This is a genomic window from Microbacterium sp. Y832 (genome assembly GCF_057669765.1).
Genome location: NZ_JBYHFM010000002.1, coordinates 319,188 through 332,485, shown reverse-complemented (window position 1 = coordinate 332,485; position 13,298 = coordinate 319,188). Strand labels below are relative to the sequence as shown.

The 13,298-nt window shown below is 70.7% G+C and carries 15 protein-coding genes; 9 read left to right on the top strand and 6 right to left on the bottom strand.

The genetic code is table 11. The features are described 5' to 3' along the window. Window positions 1–42: 42 nt before the first annotated feature. The 3 genes from AC25YV_RS04395 to AC25YV_RS04385 form a co-directional block, all read right to left on the bottom strand. Entirely contained in the window at window positions 43–267 is a 225-nt protein-coding gene (locus AC25YV_RS04395) for a hypothetical protein (protein ID WP_488122619.1), read from the bottom strand. Between the two features lie 38 nt (window positions 268–305). Beyond that, a complete protein-coding gene (locus AC25YV_RS04390; protein WP_488122870.1) occupies window positions 306–1,289 on the bottom strand; it encodes a DNA-3-methyladenine glycosylase family protein in 984 nt (327 codons plus the stop codon). 115 nt (window positions 1,290–1,404) lie between these two features. Continuing rightward, window positions 1,405–2,145 (bottom strand): winged helix-turn-helix domain-containing protein, encoded by a 741-nt coding sequence (locus AC25YV_RS04385; protein ID WP_488122618.1) that lies wholly within the window; start codon window positions 2,143–2,145, stop codon window positions 1,405–1,407. 396 nt (window positions 2,146–2,541) lie between these two features. Here AC25YV_RS04385 and AC25YV_RS04380 point away from each other — a divergent pair, with 396 nt between their 5' ends. From AC25YV_RS04380 to AC25YV_RS04365, 4 genes are all read left to right on the top strand, one after another. After that, window positions 2,542–2,841 (top strand): GNAT family N-acetyltransferase, encoded by a 300-nt coding sequence (locus AC25YV_RS04380; protein ID WP_488122617.1) that lies wholly within the window; start codon window positions 2,542–2,544, stop codon window positions 2,839–2,841. A gap of 8 nt (window positions 2,842–2,849) precedes the next feature. Beyond that, entirely contained in the window at window positions 2,850–3,290 is a 441-nt protein-coding gene (locus AC25YV_RS04375; protein WP_488122616.1) for a DUF1622 domain-containing protein, read from the top strand. Between the two features lie 80 nt (window positions 3,291–3,370). Continuing rightward, a complete protein-coding gene (locus AC25YV_RS04370; protein ID WP_488122615.1) occupies window positions 3,371–3,622 on the top strand; it encodes a hypothetical protein in 252 nt (83 codons plus the stop codon). Further along, on the top strand, window positions 3,622–4,149 hold the full coding sequence (locus AC25YV_RS04365; protein ID WP_488122614.1) for a hypothetical protein: 528 nt from the start codon (window positions 3,622–3,624) through the stop codon (window positions 4,147–4,149). Before AC25YV_RS04370 ends, AC25YV_RS04365 begins: the two co-directional genes overlap by 1 nt. On the opposite strand, the gene AC25YV_RS04360 is transcribed toward AC25YV_RS04365, so the two are convergent. Further along, window positions 4,114–4,854, bottom strand: coding sequence for an alpha/beta fold hydrolase (locus tag AC25YV_RS04360; protein WP_488122613.1), 741 nt, complete (start codon window positions 4,852–4,854; stop codon window positions 4,114–4,116). The two genes, AC25YV_RS04365 and AC25YV_RS04360, sit on opposite strands and share 36 nt — an antisense overlap. 91 nt (window positions 4,855–4,945) lie before the next feature. On the opposite strand from AC25YV_RS04360, the gene AC25YV_RS04355 reads away from it, so the two are divergent. Continuing rightward, window positions 4,946–6,121: an exonuclease SbcCD subunit D gene (locus tag AC25YV_RS04355; RefSeq protein ID WP_488122612.1), complete on the top strand. Its 1,176-nt coding sequence runs from the start codon at window positions 4,946–4,948 to the stop codon at window positions 6,119–6,121. Beyond that, complete coding sequence (locus AC25YV_RS04350; RefSeq protein ID WP_488122611.1) at window positions 6,118–9,132, top strand: AAA family ATPase; 3,015 nt, start codon at window positions 6,118–6,120, stop codon at window positions 9,130–9,132. Before AC25YV_RS04355 ends, AC25YV_RS04350 begins: the two co-directional genes overlap by 4 nt. Window positions 9,133–9,183: 51 nt before the next feature. Here the strand turns inward: AC25YV_RS04350 and AC25YV_RS04345 are convergent, their stop codons facing one another. Further along, window positions 9,184–10,164: a hypothetical protein gene (locus tag AC25YV_RS04345; protein ID WP_488122610.1), complete on the bottom strand. Its 981-nt coding sequence runs from the start codon at window positions 10,162–10,164 to the stop codon at window positions 9,184–9,186. A gap of 92 nt (window positions 10,165–10,256) precedes the next feature. Between AC25YV_RS04345 and AC25YV_RS04340 the strand changes: the two genes are divergently transcribed. Continuing rightward, window positions 10,257–10,433, top strand: coding sequence for a hypothetical protein (locus AC25YV_RS04340; RefSeq protein WP_488122609.1), 177 nt, complete (start codon window positions 10,257–10,259; stop codon window positions 10,431–10,433). A gap of 27 nt (window positions 10,434–10,460) precedes the next feature. Here AC25YV_RS04340 and AC25YV_RS04335 read toward each other — a convergent pair whose 3' ends face one another. Beyond that, window positions 10,461–11,018 (bottom strand): phosphorylase family protein, encoded by a 558-nt coding sequence (locus tag AC25YV_RS04335; RefSeq protein ID WP_488122608.1) that lies wholly within the window; start codon window positions 11,016–11,018, stop codon window positions 10,461–10,463. 39 nt (window positions 11,019–11,057) lie between these two features. Between AC25YV_RS04335 and AC25YV_RS04330 the strand changes: the two genes are divergently transcribed. Both AC25YV_RS04330 and AC25YV_RS04325 read left to right on the top strand, forming a co-directional pair. Then, window positions 11,058–12,551: an MFS transporter gene (locus AC25YV_RS04330; protein WP_488122607.1), complete on the top strand. Its 1,494-nt coding sequence runs from the start codon at window positions 11,058–11,060 to the stop codon at window positions 12,549–12,551. Window positions 12,552–12,762: 211 nt separating this feature from the next. Next, window positions 12,763–13,272, top strand: coding sequence for a hypothetical protein (locus AC25YV_RS04325; RefSeq protein ID WP_488122606.1), 510 nt, complete (start codon window positions 12,763–12,765; stop codon window positions 13,270–13,272). The last annotated feature ends 26 nt before the right edge of the window (window positions 13,273–13,298 follow it).

Below are 13,298 nucleotides of genomic sequence, written 5' to 3'. Positions count from 1 at the left end.
AGCACGACGCGTCGTGCGTCGATGCGCGCCCGTGGGCGTGCGTCAGATACGCGCGCCGTCGTCGTCGCGGTTCTCGATGCCGACGCCGCGGCCACGCCACGACTCGTATGCGATGAGCCAGCCGATCGAGACGGCGAAGGCGAGCAGAAGCCCGAGCCACACGTTGCCCCACACCATCCCGAACAGGATGCCGAGCGCAAACACCAGCGCCGTTCCGAAAGCCCATCCTGTGTGGCCGCGCTGCCACCCTGGTCGTCGATTAGCCATGATGCCCAGCCTAGGGGCTCACGTCGATCGTGACCGAGTCAGCGCGCCCGGTGGTCTTCGGGGTGCAGCCGCGGTCCGCGTCGGGGCTCGTTCGCGCCGCTGACCCGAATGAGCCGGATGACCCGCTGCCGCTGCCCCGGCCACGCCGAGAGCAGCTGAAGCATGCCGTCATCGTCGACGCGCCGACCGGTCAGTGCGAAGCCGACCTCGTGGGCGAGGTGGTAGTCGAAGACGCTCACGGCGTCGGGGTCGCCGAAGGCACGGATGCGCGCTTCGGCGCTCGTCCACAGACCGACTCCGCGCACCGCCGTGAAGACGCTGTCCCGCTCTTGGCCCGTCGCCGCCGCCGTTGCGGCCCGGACGAGAGCGTCGCCGCGGCGCGCCGCCTCGACCACGGTGCGCGACTGTGGGGGCTCGAGCCCCGCGCGATGCCACGCCCACGAGGGGATGCGTCTCCACTGCTCGATCGCGGGCGGCGCGAACATCGGCCGTGGCGTCGGTCCGGGGGCGCGCTCGCCGTGCCACGTGACGATGCGCCGCCACGCGCCGAACGCCTGCAGACCCGTGACCTTCTGCTCGAAGATCGCGCTCGCGAGGGCGTCGAAGACGAGATCGGTGCGGCCGAGGCGCAGGCCGGGGTGACGGCGGTGCGCATCGGCGACGAGCGGATGCCGCGCCGCATCGAAGCCGCGGGAGTCATCGCGCGCCCCGCACAGCGCAGGCAGCTGGTCCAGCGCCCACTCGGCGCCCGGGCCCCACGCAGCCCCGCGGACGACTCCGTCGGTCGACTGCCGCAGTGCGAGCGTCGCGACCCCGAGGGGAGTGCGGGTCGCGCGCCAGACGACGTGCCCCGCGGTCGTCATGGCCGGGTCGTTCGCGCCGTGGCGCTGGTGCAGCACCGTGCGGCGCAGATCGAGCGGATGCCCGGGACGGTACTGGGTCTCGAGCGGCCGGGCCGCCAGGTGCGCGGCGGCAGGGAGAGAAGGACGTGGATCGAGTGGGCGAGGCTTCGGCGGGTTCAGGGCGCGCAGCGGCCGATCGGATCGCTGTGCGGCATCTCTCGGCCCGCGCGTGCGCGCATGGATCGCCGAGGAAGTCGTCACGCGTTCACCCTATGTCGGGCGTCTGACACCGGACTCAGAAGCGGTCGGGCGACGGGGTGCCGTGGCCGAAGCGGATGACGACGTCGGCGTGGCGGTCGAAGCGGTAGCCGACGCCGCGCACCGTGCGCACGATGTCCTCGTGCCGTCCGAGCTTCGCGCGCAGACGGCGCACGTGTACGTCGATCGTCCGCTCGCCGGGTGTCTCATCGTCGGTCGCGGCCTGCCACAGCGACGAGACGAGCTCGGCGCGTTCGATCGTACGGCCCTCGCGCAGCACGAGGTATTGCAGCAGCTCGAACTCCTTGAACGTGAACGCGGTCGACTCGCCGTCGATGAGCACGCGCTTGCGCGAGATGTCGACGACGACGCCACCGGGTGCCGCGGTGTCCTCGTCGGGCTCCTCCTGCTTCGTGCGGGCAATGGCCGACGGCTCATGCAGCGCGCGACGGACGACATCGACATCGCGCCCGCCGGCCCCGGCGGGGGCGAGTGCGACGGTCGCGTACGTCTCGGCGGTGGGGGCGAGTTCGGCGAGCGTGCGGCGCAGGGCGTCCACGAGCACGCCGAGCGAGACTCCCGAAGCATCCACCTTCGCCTCGTCGAAGCCGACGTAGAGGGCGAAGCCGCGCGGAGCCGTGCCCTCAGGCAGGTGCCGCTGTGGAGTGGGAACCGCGGGGGATGGGGTGGGCGGAACGATCGCGACGGGTGACGTGACGGCGCGCAGGTGACGGGCGCGTGCGACGGTTGGGCGTTCGAGAAGAGCAGTGTTCGACATGATGATGCGTGTCCTTGCGGAAGCGAACCCCACGCGGGGTTCTGCGTGTGCGGCGAGGCGGCCCGAGAGGGCCGAGTGCGCGGCATCCGGATCAGATCCGAAGCGGCGGGCGACCCGCGGCCGGCGAGTTTCTTCGCGAACGGCGGGGGTCTGCGGCGGTCAGCGCGTCAGCGGCACATTCGACAACACAGAGCAACGCGGCCGGGCATCATCATGCCGGCAGTTCCGTTCGCCTCCACGGCGGACAGAGAGCGTGCGTTGTCAGACATGCCGCCGATTATGACCGATCGTGTCGCAATGCGTCAAATCGCTCGGCGTGCGGCCCCGCGGCGTGGTCGAATGACGCAGAGTGCGCAGTGCCGAGCCGTCGCCCCCGCGCGGGGATAGCCTGGCCGCATGACTGAGTTGCGCTTCTCGCACGAACCGGATGCTTCGCGGTACACGCTGCACCGCGGCGACGACCTCGTCAGTGTGCTCGACTACAACGACGACGGCCGGTCGGTCGCGATGACGCGGGCGTACACCGTGCCGACGTTCCGTGGGAACGGGTACGCGGCGGTCATCGTCGATCGCGCCGTGACCCTGCTCGAGCAGAGCGCCGATCGCACCGTCATTCCGGTGTGCTGGTACGTCGCTGACTGGTTCGCCGCCAACCCCGACCGCGCCGGGATCGTCGCGCCCCGCCACAGGGCATGACCGTGGACATGGAACATCTCTTCACGGTCGTCGCGGTCGTCTTCGAGGTGATCGGCGCGCTCGCGATGGTGCTCGGATTCGTCATCGCCGTCGTGCTCGGCATCCGCTCGCTCGCCCGTTCTGAAGGGGGCGGGACGGCCTTCCAAGTGCTCCGCACGACACTCGGCTCGGCCATCCTGCTGGGTCTGGAGGTGCTCGTCGCGGCCGATCTGATCCGCACGATCACATCGAAGCCGTCGATCGAGGACGCCCTGATCCTCGGACTCATCGTGCTCATCCGAACGGTGCTCTCGATGTCGATCCAGATCGAGATCGAGGGTGTGCTGCCGTGGCGGCGCGCCCTGCTCACGAGCGGGGGGCGACTGCTCGGCGAAGCCGTCGCGCGCGACCGGGCAGCGGCACAGCAGAGCTCCCGCACGGATGAGACGCCGCGCGCTGCCGGCGCCTAGTCACGCTTGCCCGTCGCTGTCAACGGGGTGCGCGGTGCGCCCGCTGCGCGCGACGCTGGGGGAGACGAAAGGACTCCACGATGGACCGCGATCTTCCCGACGGCGTCGACGACGCCAATCCGTCGCTCGGCCGTGCGCCGATAACCGACGGAGCAGCGAGCGAGCAGAACGCCGCCGCCGAGGGATCGCCCGATCTCGTGGATGACACGTCCGCAGCCGGGGCCGGTCGGCCCGCCGGCGCCCCCGCTCCGCCCGACGACCCTGTCGCGGGCGAGCGTGTGCGCCGCAACGCCGATCCGGACCTCAGCGCGGACCGAGGAGAGGAACCGTGATGAGCACGACGGGCAACGAGTTCGAGCAGCCGGGCATCAACCACCCCGATCGCAAGGATGCCGACGGCGCGGAGGCGACTCCCGCCGACGGCGAGCCGACGCGTGAGGATGTGCCAGCTCAGAACGAGCCGACGCACACTGCGGTCGGCGTCGGGGCCGTTTCCGACGGCACCGACCACCACGGTCAGGACGGCACGCGCGACACCCTCACGGTGGGCGAAGCCCAACGCGAGAGCGGCGCCCTCGGCAGCGAGCAGACCCAGAACCTGCCCGCGATGGACCAGAACAACGCGTCCGACGTCGAAAAGGTGACGGGCATCGTCGCGCAGACCCGGTCCGACGTCTCGCACCTGCCGCGCGAGCGCATCGTCGAGGTGCTGCACCAGCGGCTCGAGCAGGCCGGCATCCCGCTTCCCGATGACGAAGTCGACGAACTCGCGAATCAGATCACGACAGGGGACGCCGGCTCAGGCACGGGCGCGGCGACAGGGTCAACGACCGGCGAAGTCGAGGATCAGTCGCGCTGACGGGGCGGCATCCCGGATCATCGTCTCGTGACCGTGCCCTTCGATCTCGGCGAGCCGGCCGTTCGGAAGCGTGCGAACGACATCGTGACACCATGACTCGGGCGCGACGATGTCGAGCGCGCCCCGGATCACGAGCGTCGGCGCAGCGACGTCGGGAAAGACGTCTTCGGGTCGGTGGCGCAGCATGGCGCGGAATTTGGCACGCAGCCGTGGACCCGCGCGCACGTACTCACGGGCGCCCACCGCGATGACCTTCGGGCTCTCCACAGCGATGTCGCGCGCGAGGCGCCACAGCTGACGCAGCGGGGTCCGGGCGTCGGGATCGCAGGCCGGACCGAGCAGAACGACGCGGTCTACGAGGCTCGGATGCCGGGCCGCGAGCTCGACGGCGATCTGGGCGCCCATGGAATGCCCCGCGACGACCACCGGACCAGCCGAGCGCGCCCGGAGGAATGCCGCGAGCAGGTCGGCAGCGCGCTGCATCGTGAGGACGCGGGGCGGTTCGGGGGCTTCGCCGTAGCCGGGCAGATCGACGCAGATGACGGTTCCCGCCGCGCTCAGGAGTTCGGCGAGATCGCGGAACGCGCTGCGGCCCATGCCGATGCCGTGCACGAGCAGGAAGGCGGGCCCCCCGGTGGAGGTGCCCTCGTGTGTTTCGGCGATGAGCGTCGCGCCGGAGGAGGTGAAAGATTCCACGAACGGCATATGTCGAGCGTAGCCACTTCCGGCTGGGCGCTCACCGAACGCGCCGATCCGCCTCGCGGGCGATGTCGGAGGGGTCGCCTACCGTCGAAACATGCGCATCCTGCACACGTCGGACTGGCACATCGGCCGGTCGTTCCACGGGCACTCGACACTCGAGGCGCTGCGTGGCGTGCTGGCGACCCTGATCGACCAGGTGCGCGAGCACGGCGTCGACGTCATCATCGTCGCGGGCGACGTGTTCGACTCCGCAGTGCCGGCCGCGCCCTGCTATTCGCTCCTCTCCGACACCCTGCGCGATCTCGCCCAGGCGGGGGCCCGCGTCATCGTGACGAGCGGCAACCATGACTCGGCCGCACGCCTCGGTTTCCAGTCCGCGCTGCTGCGCGACGACATCCGCGTCGTCACCGACCCGCTCTCGGTGGGCGAGCCGATCACGATCGACGACGCGCACGGGCCCGTGCACTTCTATGGCATTCCGTATCTCGAGCCCGCGCTCGTGCGCTCCGTGTGGCCCGGCGTCGAGATCCGCTCGCAGGCCCAGGCCGTCGCGCACGCCATGTCGCTCGTCCGCGCCGATCTCGCAGAGCGCGGCGGTCGCTCCGTCGCGATCTCGCACTGCTTCGCGGCGGGGGTCGAGGCGACCCCCGGCGTCGAGCGCGACATCCAGCAGGGCGGGCTCGACGTCGTGCCGCTGTCGACGTTCGACGGCCCGGACTACATGGCTCTCGGCCACATCCACGGGCGCCAGCAGCTGTCCGAGCGCGTGCGCTACGCGGGAGCGCCGCTGCACTACAGCTTCGGCGAACGCGACAAGCCGCGGGGGTCGTGGCTCATCGACCTCGATGCCGACGGACTCGCGGGCGCCGAATGGCTCGCGCTGCCCGTGCCGCGCCGGCTCGTGCGGGTCACAGCGTCGCTTGACGAGCTGCTCGACTCCGACGCGTTCGCGGAGCACGAAGATGCGTGGGTCGACGCGCAGTACACCGATACCGCTCCCCAGCGCGACGTCATGCGGCGCCTGCAGAAGCGCTTTCCGTTCTGCGCGAAGGTGACGCACGCACCGACCGTGCGGCACACCGACGCGCAGCGCACGTACGCGGCGCGCGTGCGCGCCGCCCACAGCGATCACGAACTCATCGACACGTTCCTCGCGCATGTGCGCAACGGCGTCGGGGCGACACCGCGAGAGGCCGAGATCGTGCGAGACGTGCTCGCCGCGCACGCGTCGGCAGTCCCCGCGGCCGAGCGGCCGAAGGTCACGACATGAAGCTGCACCGCATCGAGCTCGAGGGTTTCGGGCCGTTCCGCGATCGGCAGACGGTCGATTTCGACGCGTTCGACACCGACGGATTGTTCCTCATCACGGGTCGCACGGGTGCGGGCAAGTCCAGCATCCTCGACGGTGTCTGCTACGCGCTGTACGGCACGGCGCCCCGGTACGACGGCGGCGACCGGGGGCTGCGCAGCGACTATGCCGAACCCGACGAGGTCACGTCGGTGCGGCTGGAGTTCACGGCGGCCGCCCGACGCTGGCGCGTGACGCGCACTCCCGAGTACGAGCGACCGAAGGCCCGCGGCACCGGCACGACGGTGCAGAAGTCAACCGTCCTGGTCGAAGAGCTCGCCGACGATCAGTGGCACGGGCGTGCGACGAAGTACCGCGAGGCCGCCGAGATCCTCGACGAGATCCTCGGACTCACCCGCGACCAGTTCCAGCAGGTCATCCTGCTCGCTCAGAACCGGTTCGCCGAGTTCCTCCTCGCCAAGAACGACGAACGGCAGGCGCTGTTGCGCACCCTGTTCGGATCTCTGCGCTACGAGGAGTACCAGTGCGAGGTCGAGCGTCTGCGTCGCGACGCGCGCGCCGCGCTTCAGGGCGACAGTGCGACGCTGGACGCGCATCTCGCGCACGCCGAGGCACTCGTACGCGACCACGGGCTCGAGGGAGCGGCATCCGAGTCCGATGACGCTGCCGTGCCGCCGACTCTCGAGCGCATCGAGGCGGTGCACCGCGCCGTGCCGCGCGCCCGCTACCGTGCCGACGAATCAGCCCGGCGCCGCGACGACGCGCAGGCGACGCACGACGCCGCTCTCACCGCATACAGCGCGCAGAAGGCCCTTCGCGATCGCCAAGAGCAGCGCCTCGCCGCGCGGCGTGCCCTCGCCGCGCTCGATGAGCGTGCGCCCCAGGTGAGCGACGACCGTGCCCGGCTCGCCCGAGCGGCAGCGGCAGAGGGTCTGCGTCCACTCCTCGCCGCAGCACGACGGGCGGTGGCTGCGGTCGACCGCGCGGTCGCGCACGAAGCAGCGGCGCGGACGGCGTGGGTCGACGCCGGTGCAGACGGGGTCGCTGTGCCCGACGACGCCGCCGCGCTCGCCGCTATCGCCGACGCGCTCTCCGGTGACCTCGCGGTATGGGCCGCGGCCGCCGAGCGCGAGACCGCCCTGCCTGAGCTCGCCGACGCCGTGCGTCGCGCAGACTCCGAGATCGAGCGGCTCGACGACGACCTGGCCCGCTCGAGTGAGCGGGGCACGCTTCGCCAGGCGCGTATCGCGCAGCTCGAGCCCGAGATCGAAGCGCTTGAGGCGGCGGCGCCCGCCGTCGATCCGGCGCGCGACGCCCTCGCGACGGTCGTGGCGCAGCTCGAGGCCGCACGCGACGCCGCGCGACTTGCACCACTCGCGCACACGGCCGAGGCCGAGCACCTGGGCGCGATGCAGACGCTCCAGCAGTGCACCTCCGACGTCCGAGCCCTGCTGCAACGCCGCCTCGACGGATACGCCGGCGAGCTCGCCGCCGCTCTCGTCGACGATGCGCCGTGCGCTGTCTGCGGTTCGCTCGAACACCCGCGACCGGCGCGTTCTGACGGTGAGCCCGTCACCGACGAAGCGATCGCCGAAGCCGAAGCCGCTGTCGAACGTGCGACGGCGGCGGCGGCGACCGCTTCCGCTGCCTCCCGAGCGGCGCGCACGGCACACCACGACGCTGTTGCGCGTGCGGGCGGAGTGTCCCTCGATGAGCTCGTGAGCGCCCACGACGCCGCCCGAGCGCTGCTGACCGAGGCCGAAGAAGCCGTGACGGCGATCGCGACGCTGAAGTCCGACCTGCGCGATCTGCGCGCAGCCGAGGCAGCGGCCGTCGCCGAGCGCACCGAGCTGGCGACCCGACTCGCGGCCGCAAAAGAAGACCGCGCCGCGCAGTCCGAGCGACTCGCCGCGGCGACCCAGGCTGTCGCGGCCGCGCGCGGCGACCACCCCTCGGTCGCGGCACGCATCGACGAGGCGAGCCGGGTGCGCGACGCATCCCGCGCCCTCGCCGCAGCGATCGACGACCGTGTGCGCGCCGAGCAGACGGCCGCCGACGCGCAGCGCGATCTCGACGAACGGCTCGCCGAATCGGCGTTCGACGACGCGGCATCCGTCGATGCGGCGCTCCTCGACGCCGGGGCACGGGAACGGCTCGCCTCCGAGCTGCATCGCTACGACGTCGACGTCGCCACCGAGCGCGAACGGCTGCTCGTGCTCGAGACCGAGCTGGCCGGAGCCCCCGACGAACCGGTCGATCTCGCCCCCGCCGCTGAGGCGGCATCCGTCGCACGCGACGCGTGGAACGCCGCCGTCACCGAAGCCGCGCGCGATGCCGAGGTCGCCGCACGGCTCGGCGAGGCTGCTGAGCAGGCGACCCGCGCGCATGCTGCATCGGCCGAGCGCGAGGCCGAGCACGAGATCATCGCGGGCCTCGCCGACGCGCTCGCGGGCCGCACCGACACGCGGATGGACCTCGAGACGTTCGTGCTCGCCGCCGAGCTCGAGCAGATCGTCGACGCCGCCAACCTGAGGCTCGACGTCATGTCGTCGGGGCGCTATCGTCTCGAGCACTCCGACGCGGTCGGCCGCCATCGCGCGGCATCCGGACTCGGGCTCGCGGTGTTCGACGCCTACACGGGACAGTCGCGGCCGACGACGTCGCTGTCAGGCGGCGAGACGTTCCTCGCGTCACTCGCGCTCGCGCTCGGCCTCGCCGAGGTCGTGACGGCGCGCAGCGGGGGTGTGCGGCTGGACACCCTCTTCATCGACGAAGGATTCGGGTCGCTCGACGACGAGACGCTCGATCTCGCCATGCGCACGCTCGACGAGCTGCGCCAAGGCGGGCGCACAGTGGGGCTCATCAGTCACGTCGCGGCGATGAAAGAGCAGCTGCCCGCACAGCTGCGGGTCGAGGCGACGCCGCAGGGGCCGAGCGTCATCCTGCAAGAGACCGCGGTTCCGGCGGCATGAACGACCGAGGCGGCACCCGTACACGGATGCCGCCTCCGATCTGTCTGCCGATCAGCCGGCGAGGTGCGCCTCTGCCGCGGTGATCACGGTGTCGATCAGGCGCGTCGCCTGCTCTTCGGTGAACAGTCCGCCCGTCGCGGCCGAGAACGACGAGATCATCGCGTCGCGCGCGACGTCGCCGCCCATGAGGGTCGTCTCTCCGAGGGTGATGAGGATCTCATCCGAGAAGGCGCCGTCGATCATCTCCTGGGTCACGCCGGGCTGCGCCTCTTGCATGATCTCGGTCAGCACGGGCCGCACCTCGGCGAGGTAGGCGGCTTCGTCCTCGCTCGTGACGACATCGCCGTCATCGGTGTCGCTGTCGGTGTCGGTCGTGTCATCGCCCGGAGCGGGGGCCTCGGTCTCGACCGCGGCCGGCGGCGAGGGCACGAATTCGCTGCCGGCATCCGCCGTCGAAAGACCGACGAGCACGAGTCCCCAGACGAGCGCTCCGACCCAGGCGGCGCCACCGAGGACCGACACGATGATCGCGCCGATTCCCAAGCCCTTGCCGCCCTGCTTCTTGCTGGCCAGGGCGACGATGCCGAGCACCAGCCCGACGAACAGCAGGATGCCGCCGATGATCGTGAGAACGAGGGAAACCCACAGCAGCGGAATGAACGCGATGAGCACGAGCACGAGACCGCCGATCGCCGTGCCCAATGCGGCCCCGGCGAGGCGCCTGGGGCGCGTGTCGGTCGTCGTGGGGGCGTTGCCGTACGCGGGCGGCTGGCCGTAGGCGGGCTGGCCATACGCGGGCTGGCCGTAGGCGGGCTGCTGTCCGTAGGCGGGCGGCTGCCCGTATGCCGCGGCGGGCGGGCCGGAGGGAGCCTGCCCGTAGCCGGCGGGCGGGTAGACCTCGGTCGGCTGCGCGTCGCTCGGGGAATAGTCCGGGTAAGCCTGCGTGGGCGATTCGTCGGAGGCCGGGTGGGTCTCGCCGGGTGAGCGGTCGTCGTCGCCCGTGGGCTGCGACGGGTCGTTGGGGTTCGACATGATTCCTCGATCCGAGTCGTGGTCGTGTGAAATCGCCACCGGATCGCTATCGCGAGCGGAGCAACAGCGCTGGCCTACCTAGGCTAGTCGTTATGAACAAGGGCACAATCTGGACCATCCTCGGCGTCATCGTCGCCGTGGTCATCGCATGGGTGATCGTGAACGTCCTCTTCTCGCTGCTGTGGTTCGTCGGCAAGCTCGTCGTCGTCGCCGTCGTCGCGCTCATCGTCTTCATCGCGCTGCGCGCCGCATTCTCGCGCCGTGACTGATCCGCAGGCCGCAGCGCGCGGGCGGCTTCAGACGCCGTAATCGGCGCGGATCGTGTCGCGCAACTGCACGCTGCAGGCGGCGACGGTCTCTCGCCAGTCGGTGCGGGCGTCGTCCTGTGCACGGTCGGACACGGACTTCAGCACCCGGATCGGCACGCCGAACTGCTGCGCGACCCAGATGTACGCGTACACCTCCATGTCGACGAGGCTCGCTCCGAGCGGGCGGATCGACTCGAGTGCGACCGCGTCATCGACGAACGAGTCGCCGGTCGCGATCGTGAGGCCTTCGCGCTCGAGGTCGACGCGCGTGGGCAGAGAGACGTGCTCGCCGACGATGCCGTCGAAGCTCGCGACATCGTGCTGCACGGCCGAGGTCACCTCGTACACCGTCGACTCGAGGCGCGGGTCGATCGCACCCGCCGTGCCGACCACGACGATCTCGTCGTAGTCGTGCGCATCGAGCGCGCGGGTCAGGGCGAATGTCGCCATCATCTTGCCGGGGCCGGTAACGAGCCGGTCGAAGCCCGGAAGCTCAGCGGGAAAAGCGACGAGTTCGGCGTCCAGGGCCGCGACGAGGAGTTTCACCCGTCCATTGTCCCTCGTCGGGCGACTAGCCTGGACGCGATGTCGACTTCTTCCCCGTCGCAGCCGGCGACCGCCGCGATCCCGCTCTCCTCCGCTGCCCGCTGGCGCGCGTTCTGGATCTGCGTCTCTGTCGCGGCTATCACGATCCTCGACCTGACGAAGGTCAACGTTGCACTCCCGTCGATCGGCGAGGTCCTCGACGCCAACTCCACCGAGCTGCAGCTGGTCGTCTCGGGTTTCGTGCTCACGTTCGGGCTCGCGCTCGTGCCGTTCGGCAGGCTCGGCGACCAGCGCTCTCGTCGCATGCTCTTCGTCATCGGGCTGTCGCTGTACACGTTGACGAGCATCATGTGCGCCCTGGCGCCGAACGCGACGATCCTGCTGATCGCACGGCTCGCCCAGGGAGTTGCCGCCGGCATCCAGATGCCGCAGGTGCTCGGAATGGCGCAAGAGCTCTTCCAGGGCAAGGAGCGCGGCCGCGCCTTCGGGCTCTTCGGCGCGACCATCGGTCTCGCGACGGCCTTCGGCCCGACCCTCGGCGGCTTGCTGATCGCGATCGGCGGCCCTGAGGACGGCTGGCGGCTCACGTTCTGGATGAATGTGCCGCTCTGCCTCATCGCGATCGCCCTCGTGCTGTGGCTGCTGCCGGCTACGCGAACGCGTTCGGCGCGGCGCGTGCGACTCGATCCCGTCGGGCTCGTGCTGTTCGCGGCATCCGTCATCTGCTTCATGTGGCCCTTCCTCTTCACGACGGGCGCCCCCGACGACAACCCTGCGCGCTGGTGGCTGCTCGTCGGCTTCGTGCTGTTCACGGCGGCCTTCATCGCCTGGGAGCGCCGTTATTCGGCGAAGGGTGGCACGCCGCTCGTACCTCTGCCGTTGTTCGGCATCTCCTCCTATCGCAACGGCACCCTGCTGCAGACGGCCTACTTCACAGCGATGCCGGCGATGTTCCTCACGACGACGCTCTTTCTTCAGCTGGGGCTCGGCGTCGAGCCGGTCTACGCCGGCATGGTCTCCATCGGCTTCGCCCTCGCCAGCGCCGTGACGTCGTGGATCGGCGGCAACCTCGTCAATAGGTTCGGTCGCCCCATCGTGCTGTGGGGGCTCGTCGCGATGCTCCTCAGCGCGGGGGGCCTCGTGATCACTGCCCTGTTCGCCGACCCGCTCTTGACGCCGTACATCATGGCCGCCGTCATGATCGTCGGCGGTGCCGGCGGCGGGTTCGTGATCGCCCCCAACCAGACGCTCACGCTCGCCGATGTCCCCGTGTCGCAGGGCGGCGTGGCGGGCTCGGTCGGTCAGCTGGGCCAGCGCATCGGCACGGCGGTCGGCATGGCGGTCGCCCTTTCGCTCTTCTACGCGACGATCTACCGTGAGACAGGGATCCACGATGACCTCGTGGTCTATCAGGACGCCTACGCGTACGCCATGATCTCGATCGCGGTGTTCCTCGGTCTCGCCTTCCTCGTCTCGATCCTCGACCTCACCGACCGCCGCCGCGCGGGCGGACGCGGCCCCGCGCGGCACTGAGGACCGTCGCAGCACCGCGCGACCCCGACGCCGGCACCGGTCTCTTCGCCCCGCCCGGACGGATGATCATCGTCCCTTCCGAGGGCGGCCCGACGGGGCCAAGATGAGAGAGCGGCGCCGCCGCGCGCGCACGACGAAGGGCGCACCGATGGAATCCGTTCTGCTTGACACCCCCGCCGGAATCTCGGCTCGCTTGGGATGGGACCCCCGGATGAGCGAGCACGACCGCAAGCGCGCCCTCGCGAGGGAGCTCGTCGCCGCGCGCCTCGGCGTCGATGAGAAAGACGTCCGCGTCGAGCGTGAGGCGCCCACGACGTTCGGTGTCCACACGCAGCTGTTCGCCGTCGTCGACGGAGAGGAGGTGCCGCTGCGCATCCGCAACGCGAACGTCCGCGCGGCCTCACTGGTCACCGTCTGCGAGCCGGATATCACCGTCGGGATAGACCTGCGCGACGCGCACCCCGATGAGGTCGAGCTCCACACGATGAAGCGGCACTCGCACCTGATCGACGAGTCCGATCTGAACGCACTGCTCGCGCACTGGACGCGCGTGCAGGCTGTCCGCGACGCCGACGCGCGGGGCACGCGCGTCGCGCCGGAGCACGTGCGGCTGAACTGGACACTCACGAAGGGCTGGGTGTCCGACCGTCGGGCCCAGTACGATCTCGTCGACCTCTCGCGCGACGGGTGGATCATCACCCTCGCCTACGCCACCCCCTGAGGATCACCCGCGGGACGGCACGGGCG